This is a genomic window from Anaerobacillus sp. CMMVII (assembly GCF_025377685.1).
In the GTDB taxonomy this organism is placed as follows: domain Bacteria; phylum Bacillota; class Bacilli; order Bacillales; family Anaerobacillaceae; genus Anaerobacillus.
This window is the reverse complement of the sequence record NZ_JACEHK010000017.1, coordinates 21144-45210: the sequence shown is the minus strand read 5'-3', so window position 1 is coordinate 45210 and position 24067 is coordinate 21144. Positions and strand designations below refer to the sequence as shown.

Here is a 24067-nt window from a genome sequence, read left to right as displayed (position 1 = left end):
AAAATCTAAGGAGGAAGCTCTACTATGAAGTATAAAATGCAAGACAAACAAAATCAATTGATTGAAAGAATTACACATGAACACCTTGTCGTAGGAATAGATATAGCCCAACAATTTCATGTAGCTCGTGCTGTTAATTTTCGTGGGATTATCGTTTGTGAGCCTCTTACATTTGAAAATAATAAAGATGGCTTTGCTAGATTATTAGAATGGATAAATCATTTAATCTCTAAGGCTAACTTTAATACAGCTATCGTTGGAATGGAACCTACGGGACATTACTGGCTAAATCTCTCCAAATGGCTCTACAATCATAACGATGATGTTGTAACTGTCAATCCTCGCCTTGTAAAAAAGAATAAAGAAAACCGAGATAATACACAATCTAAGAGTGATATTAAAGACACTCTAGGTATTGCTGATATGGTCATGAATGGGTACTATGCGTTTATTCGCCCGACTTCAGAAGCCTTTGAACAGTTACGAGTACTTATGTCAAACCGTGACGTGATCGTTAAAAGCTTAGTCAGTTCAATCAATCAGATTAACCGTTGGGTCGATGTTATATTTCCAGAACTTCGACAAGTATTTAAAGATGTCAAAGGCAAAGGAGCTATCGCGACTCTACGTTTATTTCCTACACCAAGCGATCTTCAATCTTTAGAACCTCAAGAAATTATTGATGGATGGAGAACTGTGATGCAACGATACGCAGGTTTACATAAAGCACGCTTACTGATTGACTTAGCTAAACACTCTGTTGGAAGTACACAAGCTACCGCTGCTTATAAACTTCATCTAGAACAATTACTTGAAGAATTTGATTTAGCTACAGCTCAACTTTCAAGGGTAGAAAAAGAAGTCACAACGTACTCAAACAGATTACTTTTACAGACAAACTACTTGCCATAAAAGGTATTAGTGAAATTTCTCTGGCTGGAATCCTTGGAGAAGCGGGAGATTTAAGTGGTTTCGCACACGGTAATTCTCTCCTACGACATGCTGGTTTACATCTTGCAGGGGCGAGTTCAGGCAAATGGAAGGGTCAAATTGTGCTGTCCAAGCGTGGAAGGTCTAGGTTACGCCGATTCCTTTACTTAGCGACTATATCACTTATTGTAAATAATCCTGAATTCAAAGCTTATCACGCCCACAATGTACATGTTAAAAAAATCAAAAAAATGAACTCCATTATGAAATTGATTGGCAAACTCGCAAGACTTTTAGTAGGAATGGCTAGAAGAAATGAATCTTATTATCCTAAAAAAATACAAACTTTTTCACCAATTGCAGCCTAGGTGGTTAAAAACTAGATTATACTTTTTCGAGTGTTGTCTTATTCATAGGATCTCAAAAAAGCACGGAGTACTGGATCACTTACACAAAAGGGCACCGACCCGTTTCGTTAGCAAAACAGCCTCCACCCCTTGGATAGGCATGACGAAGGAATGAAAGGACATAGACCCGTTGAGACATGGGAGGGAAAGCCTCCAGGGGCGGCGTGGAGAACACGTGCAATATATGGTAATAAATGGAGTTAGACACTACCTCCTCTATTCCTGCACGCCTTCATGTAGCTCTTACTCTCAAAAACCTATCCATTATTCACATAAATATCCAATAAACCTTAATAACTATCGAAATAATCACCAAATTGCATAGAGAACAAAAAAAGCAAAGGAATTACCAATTCCCTTGCTTTTTATAATGCTAATTTACTGTTAATAGTGATGTTAAAACTACTGTAAATTTAACTGCTAAATATGTTTTTCTACCTCAAAACGAACCCGTTATTAAAAAACTGTCTCTTTTTTCTTTATTCAAGGCAATTTTCGTAAACTTTGTTGCTCTTCACTAGCCTTTTTTTGTTGTCTCAGAAAACATACCTTACTTAGGCAAAAAACAAGTTAGAAAAGATGCCCGCCAAACTTGCTGTTATTGCCCTTAGGATACTACATCTTTATGGCGATTTAATGGGTACTATGAATTTTATTCTTTTGTTATTCTATTATTTATTACATGATCTTTGATATTAAAAATAAATTCAGGATATGAAGTAGCATCTCCTAGTAGGCATATTTTACGAAAGAAAGTTGAGTTCTCTTTTCCACCGAGAAGAATCTCGAGGAAATCAAAATCTGAAAAATAAGGGTGTTTATAGTGTTCAATCCATTTACTTATTTTGGACCTAGCCTCATACTTTCGTTGGAGACGGTATAAACATAAAATCATCCACCGAAAATAGACTGCCTGAAGCTTTGGTTCTTGTTGTTTATTATATAGGTCTGTGAATTCAGCGTATGACTCTTCAAACTCCCTTTTATAAAATGAACGATAGGCTTTTTCGTTTAAGATCGAAAGGTGGTTGAAAGGTAAAATAGGACAATAGCATTGGTCTAGGTCAATACTCATAGATAGTTTTTTTCGTCTAGCAACGACTTCCCACCTGGCAAATTGGATAAAACCATCTATACTATAGACAACTGGTACCTGAATAAAATTTGCTTTAGAACACTGCAAGAACTTTAATAACTTAGCATAATCTCCTTTTTGTAAACACATATCCTCTGTTAAGGTTATTTCCCATTCATCTAGTTGAAATGTTGGACATACTTCTAATCCTGAAACTTCTCGATAATACTCAAGTAATTCCCCTGTTATTTGGCTCCAGTTAAATTTCCTTACTGTCAAAAGACCATTTTGAACAAGCTTTTCTTTTAATAGTTTATCTTGTAACAGTTGTTCTACTTTCGCAGCCATATCCTTTACGTTTTTCTTCTCACATAGTAGAGCATTTTCTTCATGCAGTGCATATTCGAGTACACCCTTATTATTTGTGGTTACAACTGGACACCCACAAGCCATTGCTTCTAATGGTGGCAGGGAAAAGCTTTCATAATGCGAGGCAGATATATATACAGTAGCTCCTTTATATAGGTTTGCAATGGTTTGCTGGTTTGGCTGAATAAAATATTTTGTTACTCTATCCTTCATTTGAACAGATGGATCTTCTGGTGTAATCCAAATTAAATCAATATCTATTCCTTTTTCTTTTAAGAGTTCATAAGCTTGAATAATGTCAGAAATCCCTTTAAATTTTGCTGATTCTGCTCCAACCATTAACAAATAAGGGTTAGAATGCTGATAAGCTTCTATATGTTCAGAAAAAATGGTTTCATCAATAGCATTATTAATAACCTTTGCTTTTCGGTGATAATGGCCCTCAATATATTTTGCTGTACTATGTGAAACCGTATAGATAAATTCAGGTAATTGAAACTGCTTATCAATAAATTTCTTTAACACTTCATTCATCATTTCATATTCAAAAATATGAAAATCCCCTTGTTCAAAATAAACAACTGGAGCTATACCCGTATCAATACATGATTGAATATGATCCCAGTACGTAGCTACAATTACCTGGCAATCTGGTATCCCTTTTGCAAGTTCCATATCAAATGGGACCTGGATATAGTTTGCCTCAATCGGATACCAAGCAGGATTTTCAAAATGGGAAACGATTGACACTTGAACTCCTAACTTCTTTAAACGATTTACATGTTCGAAAATAATTTTTACGCCTCCACTTACTCCAACGTGACTCATCACATATACAACATGAAGGTCATCTAGTTCTTCAAATGACTCTTTAGTAATTAACTTTTGTTTCTTAGCTAGCGGCAAGCGTTTTAACCTTTTGTTAAATTCTTTAAGTTTTAATTCTTGTATCACCTTTTGCCCTCCATTTTCTTTAATGTAACCTTCTACATTTTATTATTAGGAGGTTATAGAGTGACTGAAATGAAGATGAAATATATTGTTTTGAGTAAACTTCTTATAAACACCCTCACGTTAGATTCTTACAAGAATATAGTGCATTAGAATGCGAATTAATACCTTAATTGGGGGGATACTGTGTCAACGATCAGTCTATGTATGATAGTTAAAAATGAAGAAGAAGTTTTAGAAAACTGTTTAAAGAGTATTAGAGAAGCCTGTGATGAAATCATTATTGTTGATACAGGTTCAACAGATCAGACAAAAGAAGTTGCAGCTAACTATACAAATAAGGTTATAGATTTTGAATGGATTGATGATTTCTCAGCTGCTAGAAACTTTGCCTTTAGTCACGCAACGATGGAATACATCCTTTGGTTAGATGCCGATGACATTCTTAAAAAGAGGACCTTAATAAACTATTAGCACTAAAGAAAAATCTCGATCATTCTATTGATGTTGTATCTATGCTTTATCACATAGCTTTTGACGAGCACGAGAATCCCACATTCAGCTACCGTCGTAATCGTCTTGTTAAGCGGGAAAAAAACTTTAAATGGCATGGAATAGTACATGAATATTTAGAAATAGCTGGCAATGTTTTAAATTCGGATATTGCAGTCACCCATAATAAGGGGGAAAAGAAAAAGACCCCTACAGATAAGGCAAGAAACTTGAGAATTTATGAAAACAAGCTAAAGGAAGGTAAACCATTCTCTCCTCGAGATTTATACTACTATGCTAATGAATTAAAAGACAATCAACATTACAAAAAAGCCACCCTTTATTACGAAGAATTTTTAGCAACTAAAAAGGGCTGGATTGAAGATGATATAATGGCTTGTATCAATATGGCGGACTGTTATGGTCAACTGCGTCAGAAGGAGGAAGAAATAAATGCCTTATGTAGTTCTTTCAAATATGATCAACCTCGACCTGAAGTTTGCTGCCGTCTAGGTAGTTATTTTATGGGGAAAAAGGATTATGAGAGTGCTATTTTTTGGTTTACTACTGCCGTCAATAAAAACCATAGAGATTATGGGGGATTTCAGAAACCGGCATATTCCACATGGTTCCCACATTTACAGTTAGTGTTATGTTACTGGGAAACAGGAAATATGAAAAAATCATTTGAACATAATACAATGGCTGAGAAGTTTATACCGAATGATCCAAGTGTTGTGTTTAATAAAAACTTTTTTAAAGACTACTTTAAAGAGAATCCAACACTTTTGGGAAAATAGAAAATTTTGTATGTAGGTTGGATTGGTCATAAAAACCTTGGCGATGACTTCTTTTCAAAGAAAAGCTTGATCAAAAGACTGGAAATGTAAATTTGGAGTTGGATCGTACCATACGAAACCCTGCAAGAGAATTTGATTTAGATAATTATGATTTGATCGTACTAGGCGGAGGATCCATCATAGGCAAAAACAACATTCCTGTTTTACATGAAACGATAAAAAAAGGGGTGATGAAGATGTATAATCTTTCGAAAGAGGAGTGGGAAAGGCTTATAAAGTTTGGTCATGTAGAAAAAGGAGATGTAAAGAACTTTGCTGTTGAAGGGCTTTATCATGGTGGAGATAGATTTGTTGAAAATAACCTAAAGAAGTATCACTATCTCCCTTACAATATTGAGGAAATAATTAGTGCAGGGTTAGAAGTTTTGAAAGATAAGACAATTAAATTAAAAAATGCAGAAGAAATTGCCAATGAAATAAGAGAAGCTCTAAACATGAGTCGTGGCTATTCACTTGTTCGCTTAGGAGATGGAGAGTTACTCTTTTTAGCACATGATATATTGTATTCTACTGAAGAAATTGAAAAGGAGCCGAGGCTAAAGTTTTTGGCGTATGCAGGAGTTAACTTACCTGATCATGAAACACGTGATAAATTGTCTGAAGTGTTATTACGTACTGATGCAATAGGAATGCCAATAGCTAGATTTCCCACGTTTCAAAACCTATTTACCAAACTAGCAAAATATCATAAGTGGAATTTTAGTAAAATGAACTTAGCAAGTTCAAATATTCATTTTGAGTTATGTCATTACACCACACTACTTCATGAAATATTTAGCAACTATAAAGTATTATTAATAGGAAATAAAATGGAGCAAGGAAAAACGTTTTTTGAAAAACTTGGCTATGAAAGTATTGTAGGTACGATCCCAGTTAATGGAATGAAAGCAGTCCCTGATGTTGTAAAAAGAACAAAAGAATATGATTACGATGTTGCTTTAGTTTCAGCGGGAATTCCAGCTAATTTAATATGTGGCATGCTTGCTAAGGAAAATAAAGTAGCGATTGATTTTGGGCATGCCATTGACTGGTTATTAAGTGGGTATGCGAAAATTAGATCTTTAGATAATGAAACAATAAATTCAGAATATTGCTGTGAAATGGCTTATTACTATTTTATACGAGACGACTTTAAAACAGCTGCTTATTGGTATAAACAAGCTGTGAAAATTGGCGAAACAACAGGCCATTTTTCATCTTTGTCTACAACTACTCCTCACATTCAATTATCCTTATGTTATTGGCAATTAGGAGATGTCCAAAGAGCTTATGAACATAATGAGTTAGCAAGAGGTTTTGAACCTACCAATCCTAGCGTACTGCAAAATAAAGCCTTTTACGAAGGGGTATTAAAAAATGGTTAGCATCATCTTACCCGTTTATAATGGCGAGGCATTTCTTAAAGAGACGATTGAAAGCATTCTAATTCAAACGATAGGATCCTTTGAGCTTATTATTGTTAATGATGGATCTACCGATGATACGGAAAAGATTATCAAATCTTTTCATGACCATCGAATTCAATATTATAAGCAAGAAAACAAAGGAGTAGCAGCAGCAAAAAATGAAGGTCTGAGACATTGCAATGGAGACTTTATTACATTTCATGACGCGGATGACCTTTCATTACCTAATCGATTTGAAAGGTTACTAGAGTGCTTTCACGGAGATATTGGATTTGTTCATTCGGATATGTTATTAATCAATGAACTCAATCAACCTATCGGGTACTGGCAATCAAGTAATATTCACCAAGACGATGTTTTTTCCTTTTTAATCAATGTTGGAACCCCCTTTAACAATGGAACAATTATTTTTCGAAGTGAAGTTCTTACTGGACTTCAATTTAAGCCCTATAAAATAGGTGAAGATACAGAATTTATTATGCAAATAGCTACGAAGTATGCATCTTACCACATTCAAGAACCGCTTTATCTTTATAGACGCCACACTAGTAATTTGACAAAAGAGATAAGCTACGACCAGTTGGCAGAGCATATTCAAGAAATTTTAGGAAATGTTACTTTTCAGGAAGTATTGAATGAAATCAATTGGGAAAACGATAGCAAAGAAAAAAGTCAGCTGAAGGCACAATTGATAATTGGCGAAGCATTATCAAAAAGAGGAATGATCCTCGAAGGGATTAACCTTTTCGAAGCCGCTATTCCTTTCATAAAAGACGAATGGGATCGAGCCTTCTTTGAAGGAATGAAGGGTCTATTTGAAAATAGATTTGAGGATGCTAAACAAATCTTTTTATCCTTCACTAACAAAGATCATACTATTGAAAATTACCTTGGGGAAGCATACTTATCCCTTCAAAATTATACTAAAGCATATGAACATTTTATGAAGGCACTTAAGAAAAATCCTGATTATAGAACCCCCATAAAAAACTTAAAAGCACTTGGACAATTAAACAGTCATCATTTAATCTGTCAATACAAGGGCAAATTTGTAAAATAGTTATTTAAAACTGAAGAGGTATACTGAATCGAGTAGGAGGGGACGACTAACCCCCTCCTACTCAATTTTTATAAAACTTATGAAAACAGCCGTTTCCAATATAGATGATATAAAACAACACAGTCTACGAGAGGAGCTTTATTTAACAAAGAATTTCATTTTTTGTAAGGCTACGTTAAAAAATTTAAGAAGGACCTAAACTTGCAGCTAGCCTTGAAGAGCATGTGAAGGAATACAACATAGATTTAATGAACTGACAACGGGCGAAACGTCTCGAGAAAAAGGAACTAATTGAAATTGAATTAGAGAACGGTGCAGTCCTAAAAAGTAAGAGTGTCAATATTTCTACAGGTGCCCGCTGGCGTAATGTTGGTGTACCAGGTAGACAAAAGTTTAAAAATAAAGGTGTAGCTTACTGCCCTCATAGAGATGATCCACTGTTCGAAGGAAAAGACGTAGCTGTTATTGGTGGCGGTAACTCTCGTATTGAAGCTGCCATTGCTCTGGCTGGAATAGGCAAACATGTAACTGTCCTTTAATTTATGCCAGAGCTCAAAGCAGATGAAGTACTACAAAACTTCTCTATAGTCTACCTAACGTAACTGTCATTAAAAATGCACAGACAATAGAAATTACTGAAGAAGAAAAAGTAAACTATATTTCTTACATGGACCGGGAAACAGAAAAAATACACCGGTGTATTCGGTCAAATCGGACTTGTACCAAATACGGATTGGTTAAACAATATTTATTGAGCGAAACGGCTTTGGTGAAATTGTAGTAGATAGACATGGTGCTACAAATGTACCAGGCGTATTTGCTGCAGGAGATTGCACAAACCGTGTATACAAACAAATCATTATTTTATCGGTCTGGTGCTACGGCTGCCTTAGGTTCATCCGATTACCTAATCAGGAATACACCCTATGAAGAAGCAGCAGTAACCAAATAAGCCATAAATAAAAAAAGTTTCTTTTAAAAGCGATAGCGACTTTTTTTGTATGACCCTCTACACCTAAATCCTCGAACATGTTCAAAAAAAGCTTACTTACTTATGGTACGGTTCACGATATCTATTTAACCTGCTATTTCTATATAAGAGGTGCCAACTCTGGCCACTCCTTTTACTCTTTGATTTATTTTTTCAGCAATAAAGATAAATAGGACATCCCCTAGATGTCCTATTCCTTCCAAACCTTCATATATTATCAATCAATCAAATAAATGTATGTTTTGGCAGAAAGATGATTGCCTTAAATAAATCTCCGTCAATTTGAATATCAAATTTACCTTTTTGTATTTCAACCAGATTTTTTGCAATCGATAATCCTAACCCACTGCCCTGGCTCGTTCTGGATTCATCGCCTCTTTTAAAACGCTCCATTAATTCGTCTGAAGAGATATTCAACTCAGCAGCTGACATGTTTTTGAAGGTAAGAAGTATTTCGCTTCCTAAATCCTCAATATCTATATATACTCTTGATCCTTCGAGAGCATAATTAAATATATTAGATAATAAGTTCTCTATGGACCTCCACAATAATTTTCCATCCGCTATAACATAAACCTTGTCCTTAGGATGATTCAACCTAAAATCTAATGCCATGGCCTCAATTTTGTCATTTACTTCCCCTAGCCCCTGAGTTATCAAGGAGACGATATCAATTTTCTCAAAATCAACTGGAATACTTCCGCTAGAAGCCTTTGCTGCTTCAAATAAATCATCTGTTAAAATTTTTAACCTTTTTGATTTTTGATCCAGTACTTCAATATATTTTTCTACCTTTAATGGGTCCTTCTCATTTTTCAGTAGATCCACATAGGTAATAATGGAAGTTAGTGGTGTTCTTATATCATGTGATACATTGGTGATAAGCTCAGTCTTTAACCGCTCACTTTTAAGTTCGCTATCAACTGCCTTTTTCAATCCATCAGTGATGCTATTAATATTCGAAGTTAGTCTTCCTAACTCTCCTTTTCCACCCACTTCAATCCGATAATGAAGATTTCCATCCTTTATTGTCTCTACCCCTTCCTGAATTGCATTGAAGGACTTAATCTTTTATAGGCAAACCAGGCTGCTAAACCAATCGTTACCGGGAACATGAAAAACGTTAACGCTACTAGTATAGGATAACCTATTACGACTAAGACCGTCTTCACGCCAACATTACCGCTACTATATACATCCCCTACAAATTTAGTTAACTTATAAATAATACTATAGATCAATGTATGCTTGATAAGTGTTTTATTTTTTAAATGTTTTACGAGTGACAGTACCAGTACAAGTCCAAGAATGGCAAAAGGAACCGTTATTGGTAAGAGGAATATATCAATATTTCTATAGATTTCCTTTACCAATTCCAACCAAATTGGTATAAGAAATATACATATTACTATTTTAATCTCATTGTATAGCTTGTCTATTGCGTTCAAGTGTAACTCTTGATCGTTAAACGACTTTCGCCCTATTACGAGTACGAGATAGGAAAATGAAAAAATAAATCCTATTAAAAATCCTACTAGTTTATATAACTTTTTTGTACCAATTGCTTTGTTTTCTTGCCATACTTTTATTTTAGAATCTAAAAATTCCTCCGTGAAGGCAACATAAACAACCGTGTTTTCTGGATCCAACCGATCTAGGTGATGTGTTAACCGAGATAAATACTCATTTTCTTTCGTTTCCTTTGGGTAAATCTCTTGTTTATAATCCTCAAATATCATATAAGCAGGGTAGGTTTCAAACTGCATTTTTTCTATCAAAGTAGTGTTTGTAAACACATTTTTGCCATCACTGGCATAAAACAATGGTACCTCATACTCTTCTAGATTTTGCAGGAGCAAATGATACTCTTTTAAATCATCCTTAATCAACTTATCCTTTGCCTGGGTGATTTCGTCTGCATATTCTTGTTTAAACGTTTCATAAATTTCCTCTTCACTTAACTCATGGTTATAATTTCTAGAACGGAATTGATAATCTGAAAATAAGTTTTCTTCAACTCGTCTCCATTCATCCTCACCAATTGTTCCACCACTTAAAATATGTTCCTCATTCTTATATTCTTCTATTAGGGAAGTGAGGTTACGGATGAGTTTTGCACTTTCTTGTACATATGTAAAGCTTTGAAAATAATGATCTTCCAAAGCGTTACTAAGTTGCGCATCATTTTCAATCTCTACTTCTACGACCACTTTCATGACCCCAGTTAAACAGATGATCGCAATAATAAAAATAACGATTTTTGTTATGATTGAGTGACTATATTTTTTCAACTTTATATCCAACTCCCCACACCACCTTCAAATATTTTGGCTCTTTCGGATTTATTTCTATTTTCTCTCGGATTTTTCTTATATGAACGGACACCGTATTTTCCGGACTATGCGCCGTTTCATTCCATACCTTCTCATAGATCTCCTCGATTGAGAATACTTTTCCAGCGTTTTCAATCAGAAACTTTAACATCTTATATTGTACCGGTGTAAGATGGACGTCCTCCCCATCGACGGTGATTGTTTTACTTTCATCGTCGATCACAAGTCCCCCAGTCTGATATACATTGCTCCTCGTTTCAAGACCTCCCAGGGTTGTATATCTTCTCAGTTGAGATTTAACCCTCGCTATCAGCTCCAAGGGATTAAATGGCTTGGTGATATAGTCATCAGCCCCTATATTTAGTCCGATTATTTTGTCTGAATCCTCAGATTTAGCCGAAAGCATGATCAATGGGATATTATTTTCTGCTCTAATCTTCATGGTAGCTCTAATCCCATCCATCTTAGGCATCATAATATCCATAATAATAAGATGGATCTCTTGATCTCTGATTACTTCTATTGCTTCTATTCCATTAAAAGCTTTAAATATTTTATAGCCTTCATTTTCTAAATAGATCTCTATCGCTTCGACAATTGCTTTGTCATCATCACAAACTAGTATGTTCATGGAAATTCACTCCTAAATGTAATTTTCAACATTTATCACCTCTTTATCGCTCGTTATAAGAAAATAATATCAATAAAATCTTAATAAACACTTTATACAGTTCTTAAGATATTCTTAGTGTTTTCAAAAGGTGGTAAGATCATAAGAAAAGCGCAAGCGCCCTAGGAAAAAGTGTAGTGCTTTTTCCCTGCTTAGCCCCAACTAGCAAATGTTCTGACAAGCAACACCCTGAGTATTCTTCTTTGCAAGCTTTGCGACGAGTAACCGCAGGAACAAGTAGGGTGCCTTTTCACTTTTTAACTAAGAAAAAGTGAAGTCCTTTTTCCTAGGCAGGTTATTTGACCTCGAGAGGCTGGGCGCTGGAGCTAGACATCAAATACTAAAAAAACACACATATACTTATCTTTAAATAACAAACGCCAAACTAGTATATTAGTTTGGCGTCTTCAGTCAATTTTTATAAATAATCATTATAAACATCTTTTTTGAAATCAAAAAAATCCCTCTATTTATGGTACGGTTCATTCCTATTAATTCTAAAAGCGCGGTACACCTGCTCAACCAAAATCAACCTCATCAGTTGATGTGGAAAAGTCATTTTTGAAAATGATAGGGCTGCATCGGCACGCTGCATGACGGCGGCACTTAAGCCGAGCGAGCCACCAATAATAAATGTGACCTTACTACGGCCGTAAGTAGCAAGCTTATCTAGCTCTTTGGCTAACTTTTCTGAGCTCCACATTTCTCCTTCAATGGCTAACGCAATGGCATAGGCGTCAGCAGGTACCTTTGCCAAAATTCGCTCACCTTCTTTATCTTTAACTTGCTGCATTTCGGCGTCACTTAATTGTTCTGGCGCTTTTTCATCTGGCACTTCAATAACTTCGATCTTTGCATAGGGGCCCATTCTTTTTATGTATTCATTAATCCCATTAATTAAATATTTCTCTTTTAGCTTGCCAACTGTCACAATAGAGATATTCACAGCTTAATTCACCACTTTTTCAATGTTATCCACAAAAGTTATCCACATATCAACAGGTTAAAGGCAATTTATCCACTTATTTGATAAATTGCCTTTTCAGTACAGAAGTTACAGGTTGTGGACAACTTTTTTTCCGGATCTATTTTCTCCATAATAGGAGCAAGTTCTCTTTCATCAACAACGATATCGATCGCTAAATCAACATGTTCTTCACAGCAATAATACATTACCTCAATCACTTCTTTCATTAGTTAAACTTCTACATTAACCCATTTTAACTACTTTGTCCTTTTTTATCCACAACAAAGCAAAAAAGACCTGCAACATTTTTTTATGCACAGGCCTTTTGCATCTAAACTTCTCTGAAAATACTTCTTACAATTCTACATTCAAGAAGTTGCCTTCGCTTTTTTCCCACCAAAGTAAAAGAGTCCAAATAACAAGAAGAAGGTCGTCACAATCACCGAAACAATTAAAATGGCAACTGGGCCAAATTGATAAATTAGTGGCAGTGACGCTGCTGTAAATAAACCACCACCTACTAATGGCTCAAATAGAAGTTGTTTATAACCGAAGCCTTCGAGAGCTGGAGTCTCTATATCCGGGTCCGCAATCTTCATGAGTAATAAACCTGTTGCTGTCATCCCCATTGCTTGGCCTAAGTCACCTATTCCCCGTTCGAACCAATACTCTGGAATCATTCTTGGTGCTAATACTAAGAAGGCGAAGACATTCCAGCTAATTGCGACAACCGCTAGTAGTAAAAATGGAATAAGGTTGTCACCAATAACTGCTAATGACAATGTTCCTAAGGCACTGACAATTAAGATATCTAGCGAAAAACCGGAAATTCGGTTCACCATTTCACGATCAATGAAGTGACTTTTCCCATAACGGTCAAGTCCAATTTGGATTAACATGCCGCCGATCATTGCTAGTGGAAACAATGGTACATAAGGGAATAGTACTGTTCCAGTCCATGCTCCCCACGTGTACTGCTCTAGCAGGACAATTAATTCTAATAAGACATAGCCAACGGCAATAGCAGCCCCGACAAGCGCTAAATGAAAAGCTAAAGGTTCCATCGAAGTTGTATGGGTTGGTTTAATTTCTTGCTCTCGGTCTTCTAATTCAGCTAGCTTATTTTTTTCTTCCTCTGATAAACGATGTTTGCCTCCAACAAACTTAGCTCTGTTTGTTCTCGCTCCCCAGTTTATTAAGATGATCCCAATAATTACACCGGAGACGATCCCGATAGTTGCAAGTCCAACTGCCAAATCTGCCCCTTCGGCAAAATTTAATTCTTCAAACGTACCCGCTAGCCCTGCAGCCGTGCCGTGGCCACCAACAAAACTAATTTCAATTAATGCACCTGTTAATGGATTCATTCCGAAAAACGGAGTTAATACTGTAATGGCAAGCAGTAAACCGACAACATACTGGCCCCAAGAAACAGTTTGTCCCATCACAACTTGCGGACCTGCAATCAACCAGATTTTCTTTAAACTCGGGACAACTTTTCCTAAAAATAGCGCTGCAAAAACAACATTAATGAAAAGGCCAGGTAACGTTCTCCAAACCTCTAAGATAAATTCTGGGATTAATCCTTGATAAAAAATGGAGTCTGTAGTCACAAATGAACTAATCATTCTCCCCAAAACCTCTGGTCCAACAAATAAGGCGACAAACCCAGCAATAATTGAGCTCGGTAAGAATAGTTTTCTTAACACTTCAATTTTACTTCTCAGGATCTTCCCAATAATCAAAAAATCCCTAACAGAATAAAACTAAAGCCAACCATGTTTGGTGACAAGACAACATCATCCTCCTATGTAAAAGTCTTTTATTGGTTTCCCCTATAATTATGAGACTAAACATAAAGTAATGCAAAAATGCCTATCACTAGGTGATAGGCATATATACTATAATGTTTGTTTTGCTAATATGATCGTTGTCGTTTGCCTATGACCATCACGGTAGTAGGTTACTTCTAGCTCATCACCAATTTTTTTCTTCGTATAAAGATGTTTACGCAAGTCATGAGTATCTTGGATATCTACTCCGTCTAAAGAAACAATAACATCATATTCACCTAACCCAGACTTAGCTGCTGGCGACATTGGTTCCACTCTCTCGATCACGACTCCTGTTTTTACTTCATCAGGAAGATTAAACGTATCTTTCCAATGGAAGCTCGGTATTTCGGATAGTGAGCGGATGACTACTCCCATCTGTGGGCGCTGTACATCACCGAATGTTTCTAAGTCATTAATGACTGGAATGGCAATCGCACTAGGAATGGAGAAGCCAATGCCTTCAACTGAGCCGGCGATTTTCATTGAGTTAATACCAATGACTTGCCCTTGAATATTAATAAGAGCACCACCACTATTTCCGGGATTGATGGCTGCATCCGTTTGTAAAACTTCTGCTTCCCAGTCAACACGACCGTCCTTATTTAAATCAACCGGTACACTTCTTTCGGTTGCACTAATAATTCCTTGGGTAACTGTTCGCGAGAATTGTAACCCGAGCGGATTACCAATTGCAATTGCTGGTTCGCCTACACGTAGTAGTTCTGAATTTCCGAACTCAGCTACTGTCTCAACACCTTCTGCTGAAATTTTTAACACGGCTAGATCTGTAATAATATCTGTTCCTAGTAATTCTGCAGGAACTCTTGAGCCATCACTTAACGAAACCTCAATTTGTCCAGCTCCTTCAATTACGTGATGATTTGTAACAATGAAGGCGTGGTCGTTCGTTTTTTATAAATGACACCGGAGCCTGTTCCCTCTCCTTGTGTAGAATTCCAAAAGTTAGATTGTTGAATATTAATTACACCAACGACAGCATCTGATACCAGTTCAACAGCGTCGATAATATTAGATTGAACTGTCACATTTAAAGTATTGCCAAGCGGTGATGAAACTGGCTCACTTTCAGGCTGTGCACTATTTTCACTTTGACCTTTTGGAACTACTTCATATGGAAGTAACCCCGCATTTGAGAGAAATGGAACAGAAAAGATGATAAGCAAAGCTCCTACTACTGAACTTAAAAATGCTACTCCGATATTTCTAACAGTGTTTTGTTCCCTTTTGGGTTCTGTTTGATAATGCTCATCGTAGTATCCCATAAATACCCCTCCTTAGATTAATTCAACTATAATTTATCAAATTTACTATTAGGGAATCCAGTATTTTAATTTATTTTTTCAACAGTTATTTCCAATATATGAATCTTTTAAACTGCTAAAAGTTCAGTAGGTTTTGCCGGATCTGTATCAAATAACTTTAACTCCTCACCAACTTCAAAGCCTTGTTCTGCTAGAGTTTGTTTCACCGTCAAATGAGCCAAGTCCTTCATATTATTATCTTTACTTAAATGCGCTAGGTAAATGCGTGTTTCTTTCGTTCCAATTACGTCTGCTAAGGCAAGTGCTGCATCTTCATTTGAAACGTGGCCAACATCGCTTAAAATTCGCCTCTTAACGCTCCATGGGTATTTTCCCATTCTTAACATATTTGTATCATGATTCGATTCAAAGATATACACGTCGGATTCTTTGATCGTCCCTTTCATGCGATCACTTACGTAGCCTGTATCAGTAATAAGGGATAGCTTTCTGCCTTCATGATGAAAGACATAAAACATAGGTTCTGCAGCATCATGAGAAACACCAAATGATTCAATATCAATATCTCCAAAAACCTTTGTTTCTTCCATCCCGAAAATAAATTTTTGCTCTAAAGGAATTTTTCCTAACAAGCCGTCCATCGCTTGCCACGTTTTTTCATTTGCATAAATAGGAATATGATACTTTCGTGCTAATATCCCAACCCCTTTGATATGGTCACTATGCTCATGACTAACTAGAATTGCATCTAAATCACTCGGGCAACAGTCGATCTTTTAAAAAGATCATCCATTGCTTTACCACTTAGACCTGCATCTACTAAAATTCGCTGTTTTTCCGTAGCTACATAAATGGCATTTCCAGAGCTACCACTTGCTAAAACACTGAATTTTAAGCTCATAGGTTATTCTCTCCATTATTGTATATTTTGAATTGCGCCGTCGATGGCGTTAACATAATAAATTTGTTCATTGACACCAATATTCCACATTGGTGCAAACACTTGGACTTCACCATGTGGCTTGAAAAAACTAAAATAACTTAGCTCAACCTTTGTTATATTACTATCTGGTGGAACTAGCTGCTCATTAAAAAGCTTCTCAATCGCTTTAATACTTGAAATCACTTCTTGTTCTTTTCCCTGTGGATGAATAGGCTGGATGGTTAAATAGTTTTGCTCATAAGTTGTGATTTGCAAGTCTTCATTTAGCTGTAACATTAAAGGAAATCGTCCGCTTTCATAATTATCGACCTTTTTGCCTTCATACGTCTGGAAAAAATAAACTTGCTTCATTTCTTCATTGTAATGACTATAGCGATATTCTTGTCCATTGATAATATGTTCACTGACAAATTCCTTCACTTGAACTTGAACACTTATATCACCTTGAAATAATTGAAATGGTTTCTCTAAGCTAACTGTAACTACTTCGTCCGTCACTTTTATGACTTCCTGATTGGCTAGTTTACTAGTAATCAGAGTATCTAGTGGCAGTTCACTTGAACCACTAATATAGGTGCCAGTTAGTTGCTCCTCATGCAACTCAGCAGCAATGGTAATATTCATTTCCGATAGTCGTTCCTGTAACGTAGCTTCTGCTACAAAATTAAGATTACTAGCAGTTTTTTTTTCATTTAGTTGATAGCCAAGGAAAATATTAAGAAGCAAAAAAGTAATGATAAAAATTGTTTTTGCTCTACTCCAATCCATTTGTTATCCCCTCACTATCATCAACAATCTGAACTGCTTCCCACTCACCATTATATTGATAAACCACCTTGGTTCAAAAATCACAAATGACTGGCGTTTAATCATCATAAATCCATAGTTAATGTCTGTTAGGAAATGTGACTGAAAACCCTCAATATTCTGAAGTGCTTCAATCAATTCACTACCTGATGGTAACTTTGTAGATTTTGTAATATTGATTGGTTCATTCTCCAAGAAAAATAACGGCCGAATGTACTGTTCAATTTGATTACCACTCCCACGTTGTAACGAAATTTCATATAGATGATTCGTTACCTCAAATAGACTAGAACGATAAACGGGAACACCGTCAACTAAGAGTCGAAAATAACCTCCTCGGTAGATCCGAACGACTTGGTAGAATCATAATAAAATGAATTTGTGAAGCCTCCATGAGCATTTAAAAAGTCAAGAGCACTATATAAGATATGCTTATTTCCGCGCTCAATTAAATCACCAATAGTAGGATTAATGTAACGTAATACATTTCCACCTTGTAAAATATTGACCATCCGATTCCCATCAGTGAAGGATTCTTCGCCATTTGACTGTAAGTACTGTTTGACGAAATTCGGATCACTAAAAAGAACTTGTTTAAAGTGCTCAGTTGGAATTGGCTTTGCTAAATAAGTTACACTATTCACGTAATGAGACTCTAGTGGTAAATATACCGTCTTCTTGAAACCATTACCAAAGAGCTTAACATCATAAGGAAATACTTTATAATAAGCATCGTTAGACTCTACCTGGATATCCTCTTTAAACTTACTAACTGATATATTTGTTTGAGCCTGAACAACCATTTGAGCATCATTAGAAATTAATTTCACATCTATTTGCTCTTTCCCTTGCTCACTTGTTAAAAACAAAACAATCCGATCAACACTATCAATAAAAACCTGGTTACCACTAATTTGAAAAATCTCTTTTATCGCTTCAGCAGGAATACTTGTTGGAAAAATAAATTCTATTTTTGAACCCGATTCATGGCGGCTAAACGTTTGAATGTTTGGTAAAAGTATAAATTGCTCTAAAACCGCACCAGAGTATTCTTCAAAGAAATGATCAATAAAGTCAAAACTATCTAACGGTGAAAAGTAATGACCACCTTCATGATGCACAACCACCTGTTTCGGCCTAATAACCTGCTGCAATTTCTTTTCTTCACCAATTTGAGTATTATCAATATACTCTGTGCTCTTCAAAATGGCATAGTTAGGCTGAAAGGTCCAAATTTGTATTGTTAAAAATATACTTAGTAAAATTAATAACCAAAGCGTACCTGTCTTAATGCGCTCAATCATTTTAACCCACCACCTTCTCTACAGAATAAGGTAATGTAAAAGAGATTGTTGTGCCAATATTCCACTCACTATCAACCGAAATATATCCTTCATGTGCTAGAACAATTTGCTTAGCGATTGCTAAACCTAGCCCTGTGCCCCCTAGTTTTCGTGAACGTGCCTTATCAACACGGTAAAAGCGGTCAAACACTTGTGGTAAACTTTCCTTCGGGATTCCAACGCCTTCGTCACTAACACTAATCGTAAAGTACCTTTCACTTTCTTCAAGTGTAATAGAAATTTTCCCACCCTCAGGTGAATATTTCACAGCATTCGATAAAATATTATCAATAACTTGAGTTAATTTGTCCCGATCGACCATTGCGAATATTGTTTGATCAGAATTATTTCTTTGAAACGTAATTTTCTCTCGATCAGATACAAGCTCATAGCGATCAATAATACTATTTAACAACCTTGTTACATCAGTAGTTTCAAAATTTAAGCGATAATCTTTACTATCCATTTTTGATAGTTGTAGTAAATCGTTCACAAGCCGAATCATTCGTTCTGTTTCCGTTTGAGCAACATTCAAAAATCGCGGTGCAATTGCTGGATCATGAAGTGCACCATCCTCTAAAGCTTCGAGATAGCTTTTCATTGAAGTAAGAGGCGTTCTGAGCTCATGCGATACATTAGCAACAAATTCACGTCGCTCTGTTTCAATTTTTTCTTGCTCAGTAACATCATGGAGGACAGTGATTAGCCCGTTAAAATCGCCTTCCTCCTTTTGGATCACCGAAAAACTTGCTTCTAATAAATATTCTTTTTCGATATTACCAAAGTCTAAAAGCAACGGCTCTGCATGACTTATTAAATCAGCTAATGTAAAGGATTCCGATAAACGTAGTAATTCAACAATCGCTGTTCCCAAAATTTGTTCTTGAGAAACAGCGAGAAGTAGCTCCGCTTGCTTATTAATTAAAATAATATTTCCTTCTTTATCAGTAGCAATTACCCCGTCAGTCATATGTGACAGAACTGAAGTTAGCTTTCGTTTTTCTGCCTCAGTTGTAGCATTGGCATCTTTTAATTTATTTGTAAGTTCATTAAACGTAATCGCTAACTGGCCAATTTCGTCTTTACCATAAACATGTACTTTTCTTGTAAAATCACCTTTTCCCAAAACCTGTGCTTGCCTACGCATATCAAGAATTGGTCTTGTTAGCGTTCGTGCAAGAAGGATCCCCAAAGCAGCAGTGATCAATAGGGCAATAATTGTACCTGTCATTAAGATTTGATTTATCTGTCTCATTTGCTCATAAATCTCTTCCATTGAAGCTTCAATATAAATGGCTCCGATTGTTTCATTATTTGATTTTACAGGTACAGCCAAAACTCTCATCCGATGCCCTGTCGCTTGATCACGAAGGATATCTTCATCATCAGTGCCAAGTAAGGCACGTTTAACACGAACCTCCGTTGTCCTTTGTCCGATAACATGTCGTTTTTGGAAATTTGAAACACTCAAAACAACCTTATTTTTATCAACAACCTGAACTTCAGCATTATCAATTGAAAAGAATTCACGAAGCAAAATATCAATATCGGACCGTAGTGTTGGCGTCGTTTCATCACGGTTTTTTTTCATTTCTTGTTCAACGTTATAAGCTAAAAGGTTGGCCCTTTCATCTAACATTTCAAAAAAATTGTCTACGAGTTGATCTTCAAGCTGCTTGGTGAAATAAACACCAATTACTTGCATTGCAATTAAAATCAATAACACATAAATAATGACAATTTTCACGTGTATTGATTTAAAAAAACCGACTTTATCCATAATAATTACTCCTCATAATTCTTTAGATAATAGCCTACTCCTCTTCTTGTGATAATCCAATTTGGATGACTAGGATTATCTTCAACTTTTTCTCTTAGCCTGCGGACAGTAACATCGACCGTTCGGACATCCCCAAAATAGTCATAACCCCAAACGGCTTGTAGAAGGTGTTCTCTTGTCATCACTTGTCCCATATGTTTTGCTAAATAATAAATTAGCTCAAATTCACGATGAGTCAGTTCGATAGCTTCTCCACGTTTTGTCACCAAATAAGCATCAGGTTGAATAACAAGCGAGCCAATATAGAGCTCCTTCTTATCCGAAGTCACTTCGTCGGCTTTTTGCTGGTGTCGTCTTAAGTTAGCCTTAACTCTAGCTAATAGCTCTCTCGTACTAAACGGTTTCGTTACGTAATCATCAGCACCTAATTCTAGACCCAAAACTTTATCAATCTCAGAATCTTTTGCTGTCAACATAATGATTGGCATATCAAATTTCTTTCTAACTTCACGGCATACTTCCATTCCATCTTTTAGTGGAAGCATAATATCTAATAAAATTAAGTCAGGAACAATCTGAACTACTTTTCTAATCGCTTCTTCACCATCGTAAGCACATTCAACAGTAAATCCCTCTTTTTCTAAGCTGAACTTTAAAATGTCTGCAATCGGCTGTTCATCATCAACAACTAATATTTTCTTTTCCATACCATTCTCAACTCCTGACTTAGTCCTAACTTACATTTCTTAGTCTATTTTATCATACTATGACTCTCTTTTTCCCAAATAAAAGGCCTGACTTTATTAGCAACCGAATTGATAAATCTACCAATACCTTTGCTAGTAGTCAGACCTTCTAGGATCGTTATCTATTTAAAAACTCCATTGGGTTTTTTAAATTCCCATTCTGAGTAACCTCAAAGTGTAAATGAACTCCAGTCGAATTACCTGTTGATCCCATTACACCTATTTTTTGCCCTTTTGCTACCGTTTGTCCAACTCTTACATCAATTGAAGCTAAGTGTGCGTACAAAGTTGTCATTCCATTATTATGATTAATAATAATTTTATTACCATAACCGCCACCATCCCAGCCAGCAAAAGATACTGTACCATTATCGGCAGCTAAAATATTACGATTTGACGGTCTTGCAATATCAATTCCTCTGTGGAATCTTCCCCAACGCATACCCTGATAACTTGAAATATACCCACCAACAGCAGGCCAGCCAAGCTGTCCAGAACCTCTAGAAGGAGTAACCTTTGTTCCTTTTAGTATAATCCGATTTTGTGGCTCTTTGGTTACTTTTTCACTTACAATTTCTCTCTTAAGTGTTCGCCCGTTTTCCCGGGTAATATTATAGCTAACAACTCTTTCACCTGCATGTCCAGCTTGTTGAACTTTCGTATCACCACGCCACATATTTGCATCTTCTTTTGTTTCTGTTTGGAATGGAATTTCTTCTTTATCAGTCAAAGCTTCTTGTACAATAACTTTAACAATCGGCTTATACACTGTAACGTTTAATTCATCACCAATTTGCAGTAGCGTATTTTCTGTAATGTTAGGATTAAGTGCTAATATTTCCGAAATAGCAAGATCATGTGCCTCGGCAATTGTTCCTAATACATCACCTGGTTGAACTTCATAAAGATCATCTTCTAACGTGCCTAAATTGAGCTGCTTAATTGCATCTTTCACTGATAATATATCACGAAGATGAACTGTTGCTTTTTCAGCCTCAATATCCTTTGACAATGTAACGTCTAAAGTAACACTTTCTCCAACAGCAGGCTGTTTGACTGTTGTGCCTTCCTCTTTTGCCTTTAGTATAGTAGCCAAGTCCTTTTCAGAGACATACTGCAGCATTAATTCCTGCACAACAGTGTTGTATTCTTCTTCGGAACGAACATACCCTACTTCATTTCCATCAACCATTAAAGCAAGGGCTTCTGCTTTAACTGTTAAACTATTTTCTAACTTTTTAAGAGTTTCACTAGTATTGGCTCTTGAAGTAAACACCACTTCTGGAATAAACTTAAGCTCTTCACCAATAACCAGTTCTACGTCGGAATAAGCATCAGCATATTCGTTAATTTTCGAATTAATTATACGGTCAACTTGACTTTTTTCATCGACCGAACCTACCCGGTGATTATCCATATATACATGATAAATCGTTTTAACCTTTAGTTTTGTAGGATCCTCAGCTTTTACTGTATCTGTATGTACGCTTGTTGTTAATAAAGCAGCTATACATAAACTTGTTCCTATTGCTTTTTATATTTTTTTGATAATTGTTTTATTGTGTTTAAACTACCTTTTGTTATACCTTTAAGTTTTTCTTGTAGTTGATCTAACCGGCGTTTGTAATCTTCCATGGTTCTCCTCCTACACTACTATATACTTACTACTCTCTATTCAAATACCCTACTAAACTACTAAAAAATAGAGATACTATAATCCTTTGTATTTTATCACAATACCAATTAATTTGTCAGAAAAATAAAGAAAACGTAATATAATTGTATCATTACTGGAATATTTCTTCCAATTTAAGTATCGATAGTCCTAGAAGCAGGGCAAAAAATAAAAGTCTATCAGTAACTGATAGACTTTAATCTTTATATAAGAGTGCCGGCCAGAGGACTTGAACCCCCAACCTACTGATTACAAGTCAGTTGCTCTACCAATTGAGCTAGGCCGGCATGCCTTGATTATAGTGGTGGCTCGGGACGGAATCGAACCGCCGACACGAGGATTTTCAGTCCTCTGCTCTACCGACTGAGCTACCGAGCCAATATATAAATAATTACTAATTACTAATTAACAAAATGGCGGACCCGACCGGGATCGAACCGGCGATCTCCTGCGTGACAGGCAGGCATGTTAACCGCTACACCACGGGTCCATCAATAGTAGATATCTTGATTTAATGCAATGCCAGTAAAGAGTTTTTATTAAAGTACCTGGTACTGTGCTCCTGCGGTGCATTAGCTCCTCGTCGCAAATTCTACAACGATGATTATTCAAGATGTTTACGAATTGGTTGCGGGGGCAGGATTTGAACCTGCGACCTTCGGGTTATGAGCCCGACGAGCTGCCAGACTGCTCCACCCCGCGATAATAAAAATTATTTAATTCTGTCCTTGCTCAATCCGACAAATATTATTATATCCCATTTCCATGTTTTTTACAACACAAGATATAAAATGGTGACCCGTACGGGATTCGAACCCGTGTTACCGCCGTGAAAGGGCGGTGTCTTAACCGCTTGACCAACGGGCCACTGAGATGAAAAATGGTGAGCCATGAAGGATTCGAACCTTCGACCCTCTGATTAAAAGTCAGATGCTCTACCAACTGAGCTAATGGCTCTTGATAACTATATATTAATTCTTACAGATTAATACCTGTTTCTTCCTCTTCCAGCTTTGCTTCGAAGAGTATCCGTCGAAACAACTCGCTGTCAGTTCAAAGATGCTTCGCTCGCCACTGAGATAATGGGTCATCTCGTGACGACAAGATTAATAATAACATATTAAAATAATCAATGCAAGTCTTT

General features: G+C 36.2%; 13 protein-coding genes, 6 tRNA genes and 6 pseudogenes. 5 read left to right on the top strand and 20 right to left on the bottom strand.

Translation table 11 applies throughout. The annotated features are described in order from the left end of the window. Nucleotides 1-24: 24 nt before the first annotated feature. Nucleotides 25-1298 (top strand): annotated as a pseudogene (locus H1D32_RS21740) (IS110 family RNA-guided transposase). 691 nt (nt 1299-1989) lie between these two features. On the opposite strand, the gene H1D32_RS21735 reads toward H1D32_RS21740, so the two are convergent. Beyond that, a complete protein-coding gene (locus tag H1D32_RS21735) occupies nt 1990-3735 on the bottom strand; it encodes a glycosyltransferase family 4 protein (RefSeq protein ID WP_261180294.1) in 1746 nt (581 codons plus the stop codon). Between the two features lie 183 nt (nt 3736-3918). On the opposite strand from H1D32_RS21735, the pseudogene H1D32_RS21730 reads away from it, so the two are divergent. The 4 genes and pseudogenes from H1D32_RS21730 to H1D32_RS21715 form a co-directional block, all read left to right on the top strand. Next, nucleotides 3919-5024, top strand: a pseudogene (locus H1D32_RS21730) (tetratricopeptide repeat-containing glycosyltransferase family 2 protein). Between the two features lie 92 nt (nt 5025-5116). Next, complete coding sequence (locus tag H1D32_RS21725; RefSeq protein ID WP_261180293.1) at nt 5117-6448, top strand: GT-D fold domain-containing protein; 1332 nt, start codon at nt 5117-5119, stop codon at nt 6446-6448. Next, nucleotides 6441-7550 carry a glycosyltransferase gene (locus H1D32_RS21720; protein WP_261180291.1) on the top strand — a complete coding sequence of 370 codons (1110 nt, stop codon included), beginning with the start codon at nt 6441-6443 and terminating at the stop codon, nt 7548-7550. Before H1D32_RS21725 ends, H1D32_RS21720 begins: the two co-directional genes overlap by 8 nt. A gap of 188 nt (nt 7551-7738) precedes the next feature. After that, nucleotides 7739-8502, top strand: a pseudogene (locus tag H1D32_RS21715) (FAD-dependent oxidoreductase); the annotation flags it as partial. 264 nt (nt 8503-8766) lie between these two features. Here the strand turns inward: H1D32_RS21715 and H1D32_RS21710 are convergent. The 19 genes and pseudogenes from H1D32_RS21710 to H1D32_RS21620 all read right to left on the bottom strand — a co-directional run bounded on the left by H1D32_RS21710 (nt 8767) and on the right by H1D32_RS21620 (nt 23880). Next, nucleotides 8767-9543, bottom strand: coding sequence for a sensor histidine kinase (locus H1D32_RS21710; RefSeq protein WP_396126307.1), 777 nt, complete (start codon nt 9541-9543; stop codon nt 8767-8769). A 32-nt stretch (nt 9544-9575) separates the two neighbouring features. Then, complete coding sequence (locus H1D32_RS21705) at nt 9576-10844, bottom strand: hypothetical protein (RefSeq protein ID WP_261180289.1); 1269 nt, start codon at nt 10842-10844, stop codon at nt 9576-9578. Continuing rightward, nucleotides 10819-11505 carry a response regulator transcription factor gene (locus tag H1D32_RS21700; protein WP_261180288.1) on the bottom strand — a complete coding sequence of 229 codons (687 nt, stop codon included), beginning with the start codon at nt 11503-11505 and terminating at the stop codon, nt 10819-10821. Before H1D32_RS21700 ends, H1D32_RS21705 begins: the two co-directional genes overlap by 26 nt. 505 nt (nt 11506-12010) lie before the next feature. Next, nucleotides 12011-12490, bottom strand: a complete 480-nt coding sequence (gene rlmH / locus H1D32_RS21695) for a 23S rRNA (pseudouridine(1915)-N(3))-methyltransferase RlmH (protein ID WP_261180287.1) — start codon at nt 12488-12490, stop codon at nt 12011-12013. Between the two features lie 68 nt (nt 12491-12558). Then, complete coding sequence (locus tag H1D32_RS21690; RefSeq protein ID WP_314733479.1) at nt 12559-12738, bottom strand: CxxH/CxxC protein; 180 nt, start codon at nt 12736-12738, stop codon at nt 12559-12561. Nucleotides 12739-12879: 141 nt separating this feature from the next. After that, complete coding sequence (locus H1D32_RS21685; protein WP_314733478.1) at nt 12880-14220, bottom strand: sodium/glutamate symporter; 1341 nt, start codon at nt 14218-14220, stop codon at nt 12880-12882. A 192-nt stretch (nt 14221-14412) separates the two neighbouring features. Further along, nucleotides 14413-15629: pseudogene (locus H1D32_RS21680) on the bottom strand (S1C family serine protease). A 107-nt stretch (nt 15630-15736) separates the two neighbouring features. Further along, nucleotides 15737-16530, bottom strand: a pseudogene (locus tag H1D32_RS21675) (MBL fold metallo-hydrolase). A 15-nt stretch (nt 16531-16545) separates the two neighbouring features. After that, nucleotides 16546-17340 carry a two-component system regulatory protein YycI gene (locus H1D32_RS21670; protein ID WP_261180286.1) on the bottom strand — a complete coding sequence of 265 codons (795 nt, stop codon included), beginning with the start codon at nt 17338-17340 and terminating at the stop codon, nt 16546-16548. A gap of 3 nt (nt 17341-17343) precedes the next feature. Then, nucleotides 17344-18683, bottom strand: a pseudogene (locus H1D32_RS21665) (YycH family regulatory protein). Between the two features lies 1 nt (nt 18684). Further along, on the bottom strand, nt 18685-20502 hold the full coding sequence (walK, locus tag H1D32_RS21660) for a cell wall metabolism sensor histidine kinase WalK (protein ID WP_261180283.1): 1818 nt from the start codon (nt 20500-20502) through the stop codon (nt 18685-18687). Nucleotides 20503-20507: 5 nt separating this feature from the next. Further along, nucleotides 20508-21209, bottom strand: coding sequence for a response regulator YycF (yycF, locus tag H1D32_RS21655; RefSeq protein WP_261180282.1), 702 nt, complete (start codon nt 21207-21209; stop codon nt 20508-20510). A 157-nt stretch (nt 21210-21366) separates the two neighbouring features. Continuing rightward, nucleotides 21367-22665, bottom strand: a complete 1299-nt coding sequence (locus tag H1D32_RS21650) for a M23 family metallopeptidase (RefSeq protein ID WP_261180280.1) — start codon at nt 22663-22665, stop codon at nt 21367-21369. Nucleotides 22666-23137: 472 nt separating this feature from the next. Continuing rightward, a tRNA-Thr gene (locus tag H1D32_RS21645) sits at nt 23138-23210 on the bottom strand. A 15-nt stretch (nt 23211-23225) separates the two neighbouring features. Continuing rightward, nucleotides 23226-23301, bottom strand: a tRNA-Phe gene (locus H1D32_RS21640). Nucleotides 23302-23337: 36 nt separating this feature from the next. Then, nucleotides 23338-23413 (bottom strand) — tRNA-Asp (locus H1D32_RS21635). A gap of 135 nt (nt 23414-23548) precedes the next feature. Continuing rightward, nucleotides 23549-23625: transfer RNA gene (locus H1D32_RS21630), tRNA-Met, on the bottom strand. Nucleotides 23626-23715: 90 nt separating this feature from the next. Continuing rightward, nucleotides 23716-23790 (bottom strand) — tRNA-Glu (locus tag H1D32_RS21625). Nucleotides 23791-23804: 14 nt separating this feature from the next. Continuing rightward, nucleotides 23805-23880, bottom strand: a tRNA-Lys gene (locus tag H1D32_RS21620). Nucleotides 23881-24067 lie beyond the last annotated feature (187 nt).